The 15,122-nt window shown below is 66.5% G+C and carries 14 protein-coding genes; 10 read left to right on the top strand and 4 right to left on the bottom strand.

What is annotated here, in order from left to right; translation table 11 throughout:
- Positions 1-20 precede the first annotated feature (20 nt).
- The 8 genes from ASG64_RS07205 to ASG64_RS07170 all read left to right on the top strand — a co-directional run bounded on the left by ASG64_RS07205 (position 21) and on the right by ASG64_RS07170 (position 8,365).
- Positions 21-1,940: a hypothetical protein gene (locus ASG64_RS07205; protein WP_056071553.1), complete on the top strand. Its 1,920-nt coding sequence runs from the start codon at positions 21-23 to the stop codon at positions 1,938-1,940.
- Entirely contained in the window at positions 1,937-2,125 is a 189-nt protein-coding gene (locus ASG64_RS07200) for a hypothetical protein (protein ID WP_042576002.1), read from the top strand. Before ASG64_RS07205 ends, ASG64_RS07200 begins: the two co-directional genes overlap by 4 nt.
- Positions 2,122-2,535, top strand: a complete 414-nt coding sequence (locus ASG64_RS07195) for a hypothetical protein (RefSeq protein WP_056071550.1) — start codon at positions 2,122-2,124, stop codon at positions 2,533-2,535. Before ASG64_RS07200 ends, ASG64_RS07195 begins: the two co-directional genes overlap by 4 nt.
- On the top strand, positions 2,532-3,830 hold the full coding sequence (locus tag ASG64_RS07190) for a hypothetical protein (protein ID WP_056071547.1): 1,299 nt from the start codon (positions 2,532-2,534) through the stop codon (positions 3,828-3,830). The genes ASG64_RS07195 and ASG64_RS07190 overlap by 4 nt, the downstream gene beginning before the upstream one ends.
- 119 nt (positions 3,831-3,949) lie before the next feature.
- Positions 3,950-5,941: a CocE/NonD family hydrolase gene (locus ASG64_RS07185; protein WP_235579515.1), complete on the top strand. Its 1,992-nt coding sequence runs from the start codon at positions 3,950-3,952 to the stop codon at positions 5,939-5,941.
- A 64-nt stretch (positions 5,942-6,005) separates the two neighbouring features.
- Positions 6,006-6,191: a hypothetical protein gene (locus tag ASG64_RS07180; protein WP_056071541.1), complete on the top strand. Its 186-nt coding sequence runs from the start codon at positions 6,006-6,008 to the stop codon at positions 6,189-6,191.
- 174 nt (positions 6,192-6,365) lie between these two features.
- The gene (locus tag ASG64_RS07175) at positions 6,366-7,376 is read left to right on the top strand and encodes an ABC transporter substrate-binding protein (RefSeq protein ID WP_056071538.1); all 1,011 of its coding nucleotides are present in this window, start codon (positions 6,366-6,368) and stop codon (positions 7,374-7,376) included.
- Positions 7,373-8,365 (top strand): FecCD family ABC transporter permease, encoded by a 993-nt coding sequence (locus ASG64_RS07170; protein ID WP_235579514.1) that lies wholly within the window; start codon positions 7,373-7,375, stop codon positions 8,363-8,365. Before ASG64_RS07175 ends, ASG64_RS07170 begins: the two co-directional genes overlap by 4 nt.
- A 37-nt stretch (positions 8,366-8,402) precedes the next feature.
- Here ASG64_RS07170 and ASG64_RS07165 read toward each other — a convergent pair whose 3' ends face one another.
- Together ASG64_RS07165 and ASG64_RS07160 are read right to left on the bottom strand one after the other, a co-directional pair.
- The gene (locus tag ASG64_RS07165; RefSeq protein ID WP_056072864.1) at positions 8,403-9,278 is read right to left on the bottom strand and encodes a type IV toxin-antitoxin system AbiEi family antitoxin domain-containing protein; all 876 of its coding nucleotides are present in this window, start codon (positions 9,276-9,278) and stop codon (positions 8,403-8,405) included.
- Positions 9,279-9,365: 87 nt separating this feature from the next.
- Positions 9,366-9,980, bottom strand: a complete 615-nt coding sequence (locus tag ASG64_RS07160; protein WP_056071531.1) for a class I SAM-dependent methyltransferase — start codon at positions 9,978-9,980, stop codon at positions 9,366-9,368.
- A gap of 522 nt (positions 9,981-10,502) precedes the next feature.
- On the opposite strand from ASG64_RS07160, the gene ASG64_RS21530 reads away from it, so the two are divergent.
- Entirely contained in the window at positions 10,503-11,186 is a 684-nt protein-coding gene (locus ASG64_RS21530; protein WP_162245373.1) for a hypothetical protein, read from the top strand.
- A gap of 86 nt (positions 11,187-11,272) precedes the next feature.
- On the opposite strand, the gene ASG64_RS07150 is transcribed toward ASG64_RS21530, so the two are convergent.
- Together ASG64_RS07150 and ASG64_RS07145 are read right to left on the bottom strand one after the other, a co-directional pair.
- A complete protein-coding gene (locus ASG64_RS07150; protein ID WP_056071524.1) occupies positions 11,273-12,088 on the bottom strand; it encodes an SDR family oxidoreductase in 816 nt (271 codons plus the stop codon).
- A gap of 18 nt (positions 12,089-12,106) precedes the next feature.
- Positions 12,107-13,774, bottom strand: coding sequence for an EAL domain-containing protein (locus ASG64_RS07145; RefSeq protein ID WP_162245372.1), 1,668 nt, complete (start codon positions 13,772-13,774; stop codon positions 12,107-12,109).
- Between the two features lie 376 nt (positions 13,775-14,150).
- On the opposite strand from ASG64_RS07145, the gene ASG64_RS07140 reads away from it, so the two are divergent.
- Positions 14,151-15,122, top strand: a complete 972-nt coding sequence (locus ASG64_RS07140; RefSeq protein WP_042576018.1) for an AurF N-oxygenase family protein — start codon at positions 14,151-14,153, stop codon at positions 15,120-15,122.

Raw genomic sequence — 15,122 nt, 5'->3', positions numbered from 1 at the left:
TTACAGACACAATCCGATGCGTGACGAATGTAAGTGTTACCTCGGGTAACTTGATCGCACAGGCGCAAGCCGGTGGCGGCGCCGCTCTCGATCAGGTCTTCGGCATGACTGCTGCGGCGGGTGTCATCTCGCTCTTCCTGCTGTACCTGGCGGTGATGCACCGGACAAGGCGCATCACCTGGCTGCAGCGGCTCGCGGACTTCGCGGGCGAGAAGCTGCACCGCCCCGGGTGGGTCGCACTGCCGCTCGTCATGTTCATCTCGACGATCCTCACCGCGTTCTTCGGCTTCATCTGGGACGTCAGCCTGCACATCGGGCGCGGCCGCGACGAGGGCCCGCTGGCCAACCCGGCCCACTACTTCATCCTGGTCGGACTCTTCTTCCTGTTCATCACCGGCGCGCTGGCCATCATTCTGCCGCGCGACGAGAAGCCGGGGCCTGCGGCCATCAAGATCACCCGCACCTGGTACGCCCCCACCGGCGGACTCCTCATCGCCGGTGCCGGGCTGTACGCCCTGATCGGCTTCCCGCTGGACGACATCTGGCACCGCATGTTCGGCCAGGACGTCACGCTGTGGGGCCCGACCCACCTGATGCTCATCGGCGGCGCGGGCCTCTCGCTCGTCGGCGTCCTCCTGCTCGAACACGAAGGTCGCGTCTCCATGGCGTCGACCGCCGTCACCACGGCCGAGACCGCCGGCGAACCCGACGGCGACATCAAGGCCGATCCTGCGCAGGCAGTCGACTCCCGTCAGCGCTCCATCATCACGTGGTTCCTGCGTAGCTCCGCGTTCGGTGGACTGGTCATCGGCCTGTCCGTGTTCCAGATCGAATACGACTTCGGTGTCGAGCAGTTCCGCCTGGTCTTCCAGCCGCTGCTGATGACCGCAGCCGGCGCCTTCGCACTCATCGCTGCCCGCCTCATGGTCGGTCGCGGATCGGCGCTGTTCGCCGTCGCGTTCGCCGCCGTCATCCGCGAGATCACCGCGTTGATCGTCGGACCCGTCCTCGGCGAGCCGCACAGCGTCTTCACCCTCTACCTCGGCATGGCCGTCGTAGTGGAGATCCTGGGCCTGACCGCACTGATCAAGCGCCGCATCCTGTTCGGCGCCGTCGCCGGCGTCGCCGTCGGAACCATCGGCCTGTACCTCGAGTCCTTCTGGGTCGACGCCGTCTTCCTCTACCCGTGGCCCAGCAGTATGTGGGTCGAGGCTCTGGCCACCACGGTCCCGGCCGGACTCGTCGTCGGTCTGACCGCCGGTCTGTTCGCGCAAGCGCTCAGCGGCGACGGCATCCCGCGACCGGCGGTCCGTCGATCCATCGTCGTCGCCATGGTGCTGGTCCTCGGCGGCAGCGTCGCCAACGGCCTGATGATCGAGGTCCCGGAGAACGCGAGTGCCACCGTGTCCTTGACCGACGCTCCCCGCGTCGACGGGTTCCGCATGGTGACCGCGACCGTCAGCATCGACCCGAGCGACCTGGTGTCCGACGACCCCCAGTGGGTGTCCATCCTCGCCTGGCAGGGCGCGGGCGACTCGCTGCACGGACTCGTCGTCGACAACCTCGAGCGCACCGGACCGGGTGAATACCGTTCGACGCGAGCGGTTCCCGTCGACGGCACTTGGAAGACGTTCCTGCGCGTGCAGGACGGCCGCACCATGGCCGGCGCTCCCATCTTCATGGCGGGCGACGAGGGCATCGGAGCCGAAGAGGTTCCGGCGACCACCGAGTTCACCCGCGACCTGCAGTACGAGACCAAGCTGCTGCAGCGTGAACGCTCCTTCGACCACCCGGCCTGGCTCTTCACCGCCGCGTGCCTCGTGGTGCTGGCCTGCTCGCTGGCCCTCATCTGGTCGCTCTCCTGGGGCACCGCGCGCATCAGCCTCGCCACTCCGGGTAACACCGCGACGAAGGGCAGCAAGGAGCGCAGTCGCGTATGACGCCTGCCCCGAACGTGATCTACCTGGCGGATCACTCTGTCGTCCTGGCACTTCCGGCTGTCATCCCGGCGCTGCTGATCGCCCTCGTGGTGATCGTCATCGTCGTGCGCGACCGGCGTGCCGAGCGGGCGGAGAACGCCGAGAACGAGCTGAAGGATGCGAACGAGAGGGAGGACACGGCGTGAGGCGGGTAGTGGTGCTCGGGTTGGCGGCCTTGGCGTTGGCGGGGTGCTCGCAGTCGGAACCGGAGACCGAGGCAACGCTCGAGCAGGCGTCGTCGGCACCGGCCACATCTGTCGCGGCGTCGGACGCCCCGCGCATCACGCCCACCACGACCCTGGACGTCTCCATCGCCGGCGGTGAGGTCACGCCGGTGGACCAGCGCCTCGAGGGCACGGTCGGCGAGGAGATCCTCGTGACCGTGTCCAGCGACGCGGAGGACGAGATCCACGTGCATTCGGTTCCGGAGCACAGCTTCCCGGTGGCCGTCGGTGACGATCAGCAGTTCCGCTTCACGGTCGACGTGCCGGGCTCGGTCGACATCGAACTGCACGAAGCCGACGTCACCGTCGCCACGGTGCTCGTTCGGCCGTGAGCAGCGAGCTCCTCGCCCACGGACTCGGCGGCTCGTCCGATCTCCCCATCCCGGTCACGTACGCCCTCATCGGCGGCGCGTGGGCGCTGGCAGCCTCGTTCGCAATCCTGTTGCTGGCGTGGAAGACACCGCGACTGAACCCTCTGCGGTACTGGACCGCGACACCGCTGGCCCGCGTCGTCGATTCTGCCGTGTTCCGCGGAGTCGTCGGCGGGGTGTCCGTCGCGTCGGCGGTGTGGGTCGGAGCGGCATCGCTGCTGGGACCGCAGGACTCGTCCAACGCGTTGCTCGGAGTCTTCTACGTCCTCGTGTGGGTGGGCCTGGTTCCGGCGTCCCTGATCTTCGGGCCCGTGTGGCGCATCGTGTCGCCGGTCCGCGCCGTCTACCGGGTGCTGCCCGTGCGTCCTCGTCGAACGTTGCCGGAGAGCATCGGGGTACTCCCCGCGGTGGTCGGACTGTTCGCGTTCGTGTGGCTCGAACTGGCGTCCAGTGACCCGGGTTCTGTTGCTGCAGTGCGACTGTGGTGCCTGCTCTACGTGGTCGTCATGTTGGTCGGCGCCCTCGTGTTCGGTGAGGAATGGTTCGCGCGGGCCGACCCGTTCGAGGTGTTCAGCGACACTGTCGCTCGACTGTCCGTGACGGCACGCGATCCCGAGACGCGGCAGGTGGTGCTGCGCAACCCGCTCGACGGTGCGGCGTCGCTGCCCGTCCGACGGGGAACTGTTGCTGTCCTGGCGATGCTGCTGGGCTCCACTGCCTTCGACTCGCTGGCGCAGACACCGACGTGGAAGAACCTCGTGCGCGACGTCGGTGATCCGGTGGTGGCGCGCACCCTCGGAATCCTGGTCTGCGTCGCCGTCGTGGGTGGGTTCTTCCAGCTGGCGTCACGTGCGACCGGCGGGGTGACCAAGGAGAAACGAGCCCAGCTGCCGGGGCTGCTCGCGCACTCGTTGATACCCATCGTCGTCGGCTATTTCTTCGCGCATTACCTGACCTATCTGGTGGAAAAGGGTCAACAGAGCATCTTCACGTTGTTCGATCCGTTCGACCGAGGGTGGAATCCGCTGGGGATCGCGGATGCGTCGGTGAATTACGCGCTGTCCTCGCACCCGTCGGTGGTCGCGACCGTCACCGTGTTGAGCGTGGTCATCGGGCACGTCGTCGGAGTGACGCTGGCCCACGACGCGGCATTACGGCTGATCCCGAAGAGGCATGCGCTGCTGGGGGAACTGGCGCTGATGATCGTCATGGTCCTTTACACGTTTCTCGGGCTGTACCTCTTGTTCGGTGCGTGAGTAACCGTTGACCTCTACGCAACCGTAGGTTACCGTCCGGTAAGCTAGTGGTGCCGGTCACAGATCGAGCGCCTTTCCTTGTGAGCATGGGGGCTCGAGTGCGGCGTCGTTCCACGGTCATGTCTGGCGTTCTGGTCGCTCTTCTCGTCGCATCCGGTACCGCGGTGCCGGCGACGGCAGACCCCACCGGCGGCGCCGACGCTATCGCCTGGACCGCCGCGGCCGATGCCCCGCCGCAGTACCCGCAGGTGGCCATCGACTGGGACGTACCCATCACGATGAGCGACGGAACGGTGTTGCAGGCCAACATCTACCGGCCCGCGGACGCGTCCGGTCGCCCGGTGGAGACCGACCTGCCGACGATCCTGAACATCACGCCGTATACCAAGCTCGTCGGCAACCTGATCGACTCGATCCAGCAGATCCCCGGTGTCAGCGAGCCGGTGCTCGACTTCCTGGCGAGCCTGAACTTCGCGGGGACACCGTTCGACGGCATCACCGATCTGACGCAGGCGGTCGACGGCGGCGGACTGCGGATCTTCGCCGTGAACCGGAACCTCGTCCAGAACGGGTACGCGCAGGTGGTCGTCGACGCCCGCGGAACCGGCTTCTCCCAGGGTGCCTGGGACGTGTTGGGTCCACGCGAGCAACAGGATTCGGCGGAGATCATCGACTGGACGTCCCGGCAGTCCTGGTCCGGCGGCAAGGTCGGCATGTCGGGGATCTCGTACTCGGCCATCAATTCCGTTCAAGCTGCGGCACTTCGGCCGCCTGCCCTGAAGGCCATCTTCCCGGTCGAGCCCGGCAACGACCTGCTGCGCGACATCGTGGGCACGGGCGGCGCGCTGGGTGTCGGGTTCATGCCGCTGTGGCTCACGTTGGTGAACGTGCTCAAGTTCGTCCCGAACGTGCAGTCGATCCTGCAGGGGCAGTTCGACACTCGGTGGCTCGCGGACCGACTGGCGGATCCGGCGATCCTGATTCCGGAACTCGCGAACGCTTTCACCGCGCCGACCATCGGAGACATCCGGCCCGAGACCCTCGGTGTCGCGCAGGACGGTGCGTTCTATGCGGATCGATCCGCGAACTTGTCGCAGATCGAGGTGCCCACCATGGTCTACGGCGGCTGGCACGACATCTTCACCAACAGCGAGCCGCGCATCTACAACGACATCCCGATCGAGCCCGGGCGCAAGCAGTTGATCATGGGCGACGGCTACCACATCAACCCCGGTGCGGGTTTCGGTCGCCCGGGCAACCCGCCGCGTCTCGACGCGCTCGAGCGCGCGTGGTTCGACCACTGGCTCAAGGGGATCGACAACGGCGTCGAGAATTACGGACCCGTGACATTGCTCCAGCAGGGCGGCGGATGGACCACCACGGATCAGTTCCCCCGCGCCGGTGCGGAGTCGCAGCGCACCTATCTGTCAGCGGCACCCAGTGGTACCGCCGGGCATGCGTCGTACGACGGCACGCTGTCCTCGTCGCCGACACCGGACACCGCGCGGCTCACCGTCGCTCCCGGATTGCGGGGCGTCTGTTCGCGTGATGCCGCTGTCGGTACGGCGGGCGCGGCGGCGATTCTGGGCTCTGCGTGCACGAAGGACTCCCGGTTCAACGAAGCCGAGGCACTGACGTTCACCAGTGCGCCGGCCGAGTCGCCGACGCAGATCTCGGGTGCGACCAACATCCACCTCAACACGGTGCTGGATCGACCCGACGGATTCTGGGCCGCCACCATGAACGACGTCGCGCCTGACGGCACGTCGACGCCGCTGACACACGGTGCTCTCACCGCGTCGCTACGCCAGATCGACGAGGGCAAGAGCACCCGCTCCGCCAACGGTGATTACGTCGACGCGAAGCCCGCGCTGACCTTGGCCAGCAGGCAGCCACTGGTGCCCGGCGTCCCGACGACGGTGGACATCAACCTGCTCCCGACGGACGCCGTGATTCAGCCGGGCCACCGGATCCGCGTGGACATCTACGCCGCCAGCGTGCCGCGCTACCTGCCCCTCGGCCCGATGCTCGTCGACTCCGCCCTGGCACCCCAGCACGTGCAGTTGGACCCGGCGAATCCGAGCTTCGTGAACATTCCGTACGTGAGGTGAACTCCGAGACCTGATCGTGACCGACCACGGTCATCCTCGTGATCGGTGGTGACGAAAGCTGATCGTGACCACTGGGTGGATCGTCGTCGGCGTCGTGGCCTTCTGGGTGCTGGTCGCGGTCATGATCGGAGTCTGGATCGGCCTTGCTCTCCGCACCGCCGACATCGAGGACGAGGCCCGCCGGGTCCGCCGCGACGAGTGTGACGTCGTCGAGAAGGAACCCCACCACGATCCCGAGTCCGCTGTCTGAGGAGTCCGTGCGTCTAGAGTGACACTCGAACAGTCGTTCAGCGAGGGAACCCGGTGTGACTCCGGGACTGGCGCGCAACGGTGACGAGCTCCGGCTCGAAGTCCGATCGCTTGCTGTCCGGCACCACCCTCGAAGCTCCGCGCACGGGCTCCCAGCAGGACGGCACAACAGAACATGACCCCACGCCTCGCGATCGCCGCTGTCGTCACGACAGTCGGCCTCCTCGCTACTGGATGCACCACCGGCCCGACGACAACCGCCGACGATCACTTTCTCACTCTCGAGAACTGCGGCCGCACGATCACCCTCGATGCGCCTCCGCAGCGCGCGGTGTCACTGAACCAAGGATCGACCGAAATTCTGCTGTCCCTCGGCCTGGCCGATCGGATGGTGGGCACCGCCACGTGGACCGACCCGGTGCGGGCGAATCTGGCCGACGCGAACTCGACGGTTCCCCGACTGGCAGACAACCAGCCCTCCCTCGAAGCGGTCCTGGACTCCGATCCCGACATGGTCACCGCGTCGTTCGGCGGCACGCTGGGGGAGGGCGGGGTCGCGGATCGGGACCGCTTCGACGCGCTCGGCGTCCCGACATACCTGTCGCCGACCGACTGCATCGGCAAGTCGGCCACCAGTGTCAACGCGGACGGTGCCCGTGACGAGCCGCTGAGCATCGAGACCGTGTTCCAGGAGGTGCACGATCTGGCGGCGATCTTCGACGTGCGGGAGCGCGGCGATGCTCTGGTGGACTCTTTGCGGGCGCGCTACGACGCAGCGTCCAGCCGGGCGTCCGATGCCTCGCTCGCGTTCTGGTTCGCCGATACGACGGCGCCGTACATGGCCGGCTGCTGTGGAGCGTCGGGTGTCATCTCCGACGCGGTGGGTGCTCGCAACATCTTCGCGGACACGACAGACGAATGGCCGCAGGTGAATTGGGAGAGTGTTGCAGACCGCAACCCCTCCGCACTGGTGCTCGCCGACCTCAGTCGACGCAGCATCGACGGCGACGCGCTGGCGAGCAAGATCGCCTTCCTCGAGAGCAACCCGGTGACCAGTCGCATGCAGGCGGTGATCGACAAGCGCTACATCGTGGTGAACGGCGCGGATCTCAATCCGTCGATCCGCACGATCGACGGCATCGAGAAAGTGGCTGCGGCCCTGCGGGAGTGGAACCCCAGCACGTGAGAGTGGCGGCCGCTCTGGTCGTCGTCCTCGCCTCGATCGCCGCGTCCATCGCGCTGGGTCCGGCGAACGTGACGGTGCCCGACGTCGTGGCAGTCGTGATCTCGCATCTCGGAGGACCACCGGCCGACGTGAGCCGTATCCAGGACGGCATCGTGTGGGAATTGCGGCTGCCCCGTGCGCTTCTCGCCGCGATCAGTGGATGCGGTCTGGCGCTGTGCGGCGCGATCATGCAGTCGCTGCTGCGCAACAGGCTCGCGGACCCGTTCGTCCTCGGTATCTCTTCCGGCGCCTCGACGGGCGCAGTGTCCGTTGCGGTGCTCGGAGTAGGGGCGGGCGCGCTGTCCTTGTCGACGGGCGCCTTCGTCGGTGCCCTGGTGTCGTTCGTGCTGGTGATGTTGCTCGCGACCGGTGCCGGTGGTGGCACCGGTCCGGTGATCCTGGCGGGTGTGGCAGGAACGCAACTGTTCTCGGCCCTCACCTCGTTCATCGTGCTGTCGTCTGCCGACGCCGAACAGACTCGTGGCGTGCTGTTCTGGCTGCTGGGTTCGCTCGCCGGGGCAGGGTGGAGCGATGTCGCGGTGTGTGCAGGGGCAGTCGGTCTCGGAGTGGTGGCCTGTGTGGTCGCGGCACCGTCGCTCGACGCGGTCACACTGGGATCGGATACCGCGCGCGCTCTGGGAGTGTCACTGCTCCGGCTGAACATCGTTCTGCTCGGCGTCACCGCGCTGATGACCGCGACCATCGTGGCGTCGGCAGGTGCCATCGGCTTCGTCGGGCTGGTGATACCGCACGCCGCCCGCATCCTCGTCGGTACCGCGCACCATCGGGTCTTGCCGACGTCCATGGCTATCGGCGCCGTCTTCATGGTGTGGGCGGACACCCTGGCGCGCAGCATCTTCGCGCCGCAGGAAATTCCGGTAGGTGTAGTGACGGCGCTCGTGGGTGTGCCGGCGTTCGCGGTGATCCTGCTGCGTGGGAGACGGGGATAGTGGAATCGGGACCCCGGAATCCGGGGCGCCGATTCCACTATCGACGCAGAGCCCGACGCACCTCGGCGATCACGGCATCCGGTTCCCGTATCAGCCGGTGGTACGTGAACCGGAGCACCGTCCAGCCGTCGTTCACGAGCGCGTTCTGGCGCACCGCGTCGTGAGCCATGCGTTCGGACGTCCGGTGATATGCCCAGCCGTCGATCTCTATCGCCACCCGTCGGTCGACGAAGGCCACGTCGATCACGTAGCCGCACGACCGAACGGCGCACGCCCATCCCGTGATGCGAGCGGCGCGCAGTAACCGCAGGAAGATCCGCTCCGCCTCGGACTCGCCGCCGGATGCCGCGTGTACGAGCATCGCCGCGGAACGGGGGTTGCCGATCCGTCCGGGGTTGCGAGCGTGCGCACTCATGAGGCGTGCCAGCGAGGTGCTGGTCTGCAGTGCTCGATCGAGGAACTGTGTTCCGTCGCCGGGCCGTGCCTCCTCCAAGATCATGGCAGTCTCCAGCACCGTCAGAGCGACGCCGGTGACACGCAGCTCACGGACGACTGCCACGTCGGCCGCGGGAACGTCGCGTCGCCTCACCGTGACAGACCTGTCGCGGTACCGACGCTCGCGCGGAATGGTCACCCAGGTGTGGGTGGGCGGTCGTTCGAGGAGGCCGAGCCACCAGGCGGCGGTGGGTCCGCACGCCAGCGCGCCGCGACCGCATCTCAGTACCGCGATGCGCACCATGGCCTTCTGGCTGATCGGTTGGCCTGCCGGCATGTAGATGCCCGTTGCCATGCGCGTCCACCGTCCCACGGACACGCGGCGCTCGAGCGCGGTGGACGACAGACCCAGGTCGAGTGCCTGCGTCCGGCTGATGACGCCGTCGTGCCGGCCCGCGAATCTATCCAGTTCGTCCACACCTCCTTGGACGCCGATGCGCTCGTCGAGGATCCGTCGTACGAAGGTGGAATGTGGACCCCGGAATCCGGGGTCCACATTCCACGATCAGCAGCGCCGCGCCACCACGAAGGCCTGCGCTGCGGTTTCCGACGCGTTGGCAGACCGCACGGCATCCCGGTGCAGCAGGTAGCCGCTCTCGATCAGGAGGGTCTGCACCTCGTCGACGTCGTGGCGGAGGTAGTCGAGGTGCACGGGCTGACCGAACGCCGAGCGCAGTTCCAGCGTCGGCGCCGCGGTCTGGAACGCCAACAGGAGCCAGCCGTCCGCAGCCGTGACGCGCCGGAACTCCGCGAACAATGCGCCCAGCGCATCGGTGGGGGTGTGGACGATCGAGTACCAGGCGCACACGCCGTCGACGGAGCCGTCGGCGAGAGGCAGCGATGTCATGTCGCCCACCACCCACGAGGCCGGCCCGGATGCCGCCGCGATCATGCCTCTCGACGCGTCCAGACCGATGACGTCGAGTCCGGCGCCAGCCAGTTCCCGCGCCGCCTGACCTGGACCGCAGCCGGCGTCGAGCACGGTGGTGCCGCGCGTCGAGTGCACGGACCGCGCGAACGATGCGAGGAAGCCGCGGTCGAAGGGGCGGGATGCGAACTCGTCGTGGAACTCACGCGCATAGTCCGCCGCGATCGCGTCGTACAACGCCGTTTGAGCCACCGCCTCAGCGTACTCAGGAACCGATCCAAGCGAGCCCTCGCAGCGAGTGGCCATCTACGGAGCAGTAGGACCTGCGCTTGGAGCTCTGTCACACCGGCGGAAGCTTTTCTTGTCGGGCCTCAGAGCTAACTTGTTCAGCGAGTTCGAGTCGGGAGAGGGGCCGGGGGCCAAATGTCGTCACATGGTTCGCATACCGGAAGCGGTAGCCGAAGCGGAGTTGGTGCAGCACCGACTTCGGCAGGTTTTGCAGGTGAAACGGAGGTCATTACCAAGACGGGCGTAACGACCATTCGCGCTTTAGCGGGAGCAACGCATCCAGTGTTGTCGAATGGTGGGGTGTGGGTCGACGCCACTGTATCGGGACTCGGCCGGCGAGAGATCTGTGAGGTCGTTCTTATCCGGTCTGGCGTCCGTAAGACGATTCGAGCGGCTCCCCAGCATCCATGGTTCGTACGAACACGTCGCTCTCGCGTGTACCCCTCGCCAACAATCGATCTACGCGGCGGCGACATCATGCAGTCAGTGTTCGCTGCTCGACCGGATGGGGTGACGGTCGACGCGAGTTCTGCGGCTCGCGGATTCGTGTTCGGTGACGGCACGCGGCCGAGAGGCCGTACCAAGTCCATCGCACTGTTCGCCGGCGAGAAAGACAAGGCGCTTCTTCCACTCTTCGAGGGAATCGGCAATGCGCCTCGGGCTTACACCGGGTTGATCAAGATCAGCGGACTTCCTGGAGCTTGGAAGTCGCATCGTCCGGATCTCGACCAACACCAGTCAGTCCTATATGGATGGTTGGCCGGCTACTTTGCAGCGGACGGCGATGTGGGTAAGACGGGCCGACCAACCATTTGTTCAGCGGTGTTCGAAAATCTCGAGTACGTCCGGACGTTGTGTCGCCTTATCGGTGTAGGCACGTTCGGGATCCGAACACGTTCAGCGATAACACCTTACAGTCGAGGTGAGAAAGCTATGATGTACTTGATGGGTCTGATGCGCGCGGATTTGGATCCCTCTTTCTTCCTCATCCCTGATCACCGCGAACGGTTCATCAGCGGGATGCACGCAGCAGAGCGGCGTAGTTGGAGAGTCGAGTCGATGCGATTGGCAGGCGACCAGGCTGATGTCTACTGTCCCGCGGTTTCTCCGCAGCATGCCTTCGCTCTGCAAGACGACCTACTGGTGGGGGATGCTGAAGTCTCCTCGTGACGGTGGGGGCCTTGTCCGACGTACATCTTCGCGATTACATGCCTACTTGCCGCGCACCAGGGGACCGGCTACGTAGCAACGAGCCGTTAGACGTTCCGCCACGAGTCGTCGGGCACGAACTGCACGGCTTGTGGACCCATCAGTGCCATTCCGCCGTCGACCACCAGTGACGCTCCCGTCATGTAGGAGGACGTGGCCGACGCGAGGAACGCCACGACGGAGGCGATTTCACGCGCGTCCCCGGTACGCCCCAGCGGCACGCCGGGGCGCGCGTTGATCTCGCCCTCCTGACCGGTCATGGGTGTCGAGATCTCTCCCGGTGCAACCGAATTGACCGTGATGCCGTGCTGCGCGAGTTCCAGGGCCATCACCTGGGTGAGCCCACCCAGGCCGGCCTTGGCCGCGCAGTACGGTGCCGCGCCGACCTTCGGGAGATGCTCGTGAACGCTGGTGATGTTGACGATGCGACCACCGCGGCCCTGCTCCACCATCAGGCGCGCGGCGCGCTGGCTGCACAGGAAGGCGCCGTCGACGTCGACGGACAACACCTCGCGCCACGAGTCGTAGTCGAGGTCGAGGTCGAGAAACGGTGTGGCAGTACCGGTACCGGAACAGTTGACCAGTACGTCGATGCCGCCGAGCTGGCCGGCGAGGGTGTCGACGGCGGCGGCGGCACCGGGCAGGTCCGTCAGATCCATGTGGGTGCTGAACGCTGCACAGGCCAGTTGACGGATCTCCTGCACGGTGGCGTCGGCACCGTCCTTGTCGCGGTTGTAGGTCACGCCGACATCGATGCCGGCGCCGGCCAGAGCGACGGCGACTGCGCGGCCGATGCCGGAATCACCGCCGGTGACCACCGCGGTGCGGGGAACGAACGTCGAATCGGTGAACGGGGAAGTCATGGTGTCGGCTGTACCCGGTCAGGGAGCGATCATGCGACCGTTCACTCCGGAGATTTCCTGCGGTCGGCCGACGAGGAAGCCCTGCACCATGTCGGCTCCGAGAGCCCGCGCGGAGTCGAGTTCCTTCTGCGTCTCGACGCCCTCGTAGATGCACTGCGCACCGATGGCGGCCGCGAACGTGGTCAGTGCGCTCGCAGCGGCGCGGCGCATGTCGTCGGTGTCGATGCCGCGGACGATCGACGCGTCGAGCTTGATGACGTCGGGCTTGATCTCGACCAGCTGACGCAGACCGGAGTATCCGGCCCCGACGTCGTCGACGGAGATGGACAGGCCCGCGTCGCGCAGGTGGTCGAGGGCTGCGCCCAGTGCGGTGTAGTCGCTGACCAGGTCGTGCTCGGTGATCTCGACGACGACGCGTCGACACGTCGTGGCCTCGTCGAGGATCGGCACCAGATCGGTGGCGACGATGGTGGTCGCCGAGACGTTGACGGCGAGGAAGGCGTCGGCCGGGAGATCGCGCGACGCGGCGACAGCGCGTCGCACGGCGGCGAGTTCGAGCGGGATCTGCAGGCCGTCGGCAGCGGCGTCGAGGAACCAGCTCTGGGTGGTGCCGTGCCCGGAAGGGAAGCGGGACAACGCTTCGTAGCCCATGATGCGACCCGTCGCCACCGACAGCACGGGTTGGAAGACGATGGTGGGCCCACCGTCGGCGATGAGTTCGGCGACGTGGTCGTTGTTCCGGGGAGCCACGACGTCGCCGTACTGGAGGAACGCGGCGGCGGTGAGTGTCTTGCCGAGCGCTACGGTCGCCGTGGTGCGGTAGTCGACCGGCACGGTGGAACTGGTGCACGTCATGCTGACGGTGGCGCTGCGCAGACGGGTGGACTCGACGAGCGACCGGACCGCGGCGAGCCGGGACACCACGTCGTCTTCGGAACCGAGCCAGATGCAGGCGAACTCCCCGGGTTGTGTCCGGGCGACGATGGCATCGGGGAACGCCTCCGAGAGCAGTGCAGACGTCTCGGCGACCAGGTCGTGGCTCGTGGCGCGGCCGAGGCGACGCTCGATCTGCACGAAGTCCCGGAGGTGGACCACAGCCGCGCCAAGGGTCTGCTCGACTCCGCGGGCAATGTCGAACCGCGCGACGGCACCGTCGAGCCCGCGTCGGTTGAGCAGACCGCTGACGCCGTCGCGTCGGCTGTTCTCGAGCTTCTCGGTGAGGTAGTCGACGTGCATTTTCAGCAGGATCGGCACGATGATCGCGGTGAGCAGGGTGAGGGATCTGGAGGAGACGAGCCAGCCGTCGACCCCGTCCTGCAGCGAGAGCACGGACAGCGCCACTAGGACGACTGCCACGAAGATCAATTGAACAGTGAGAACGCGTCCGCTTGCGAAGACACCGGCGAACAGGGACACCAGCATCAGCAGGACCACGCCGGGAAGTGCGTCGAATGGTGACTGCGAGCTGAACAACACGAGGCCGATACCGATGTCGGAGTAGACGATGAAGGCGATCGAATACCGCATGGTCCGGCCGTAGAGATAGAACAGGGCGGCGGACGGGAGTGTTGTCAGTGCCGCCACGACGACGACGGTGAAGGACACGCCGTCGAATTGCGGCGACATCCCCCAGGCAAGTCCCGACAGGCCGACCGTGATGACCAGCGTCAGGACGATCAGACGCATGGTGGGCACGCTCGGGTACTCACGGTGAGCCGAGCCGCGCTCGGCTGTCGGGATCGGACGTACGGGCAACGCACTCTCTCGTTCGTCGAGCCGCGTCGACCCCCGACGAACGATGCGGCAGTGAAGAGAAGGACAGGTCGAGTTCCCGGTATTCGGAACAGCGGTACGGAAGGACGGGCGAAACGGTACCCGACGTTCGCAGAATAGTTGCCGAGTGAATGCAACAACCGGGAATGGCCCGATTACCGCCATGATGACAACGAGCGTTGTACCAATCAGGGGCGGCTCAGTGGTTGCGTGGTACAGCTGGTTGCAGTAACTTTACTGCGACAGCCTGTCGCATCAAGTCGGCCCGGCACTCACGGAGGTTCACGCCATGACGATCACATCCGACACGCGCTCCGAGTACGAGCAGACGCTGCGCACTCTGTCGGAGGCGTCGGTGCATCAGCACTTCGACGCTTTCCTCGACATTCCCTGGGACGATCCGCACTACGCGATCGTGGCCGACGATCCCCGCTGGGTGCTTCCGGCTGCCGATCCGCTGGGCAACACCGACTGGTACCGGTCGCTTCCGCTCGATCGGCAGATCGCGGTCGGCATGTACCGCCAGGCCAACATCCTCAAGGTGGGTCTGCAGTTCGAGCAGGTGCTTATCGCCGGCATCATGAACTACGCGCTGCGCCTCCCCAACGGCTCGCCGGAGTTCCGCTACTCCACGCACGAGGCGACGGAGGAGTGCCACCACACCCAGATGTTCCAGGAGTTGGTGAACCGTATCGGCGTCGCTGTCCCGGGTGGCCCGAAGTGGTTCCGCAAGGCCGGCCCGCTGCTCCCTCTGTTCGCAGGTCCCTTGCCGTTCGGCTTCTTCGTCGGAGTGTTGGCGGGCGAGGAGCCCATCGATCACGCGCAGAAGTCGATCCTGCGTGCCGGCGAGTCGCAGCACCCGTTGATGACGCGCATCATGCAGATCCACGTGGCCGAGGAAGCGCGGCACATCGGGTTCGCGCACCAGTACCTGGAACACCGCGCCCCGAAGCTGTCCCGACGTCAGCGATTCGCGATGTCGATCGCGACGCCGATCATCATGCGCGTGCTGTGCGACGTCATCATGAAGCCCAGCAAGCAGGTTCAGCGCGAGCTCGGCATCCCGCGTGAGGTGGTGCGTGAGGTGTGGTGGGACAACGACGCCTCCGCGAAGACGTTGCGCGACATGTTCGGTGACGTCCGCAAGCTGTCCGAGGACATGGGCCTGATGAACCGCGTCTCGAAGCGTCTGTGGACGAGTCTGCGTATCGACGGACGCCCCTCGCGGTTCCGCAGCGAGCCCGCCTCCGCCGCGGCCTGA

This window comes from Rhodococcus sp. Leaf247, assembly GCF_001426185.1.
Classification (GTDB): Bacteria; Actinomycetota; Actinomycetes; order Mycobacteriales; family Mycobacteriaceae; genus Rhodococcoides.
Note: the sequence above shows the minus strand (reverse complement) of the source record. Positions and strands in the feature narration are given on the sequence as shown.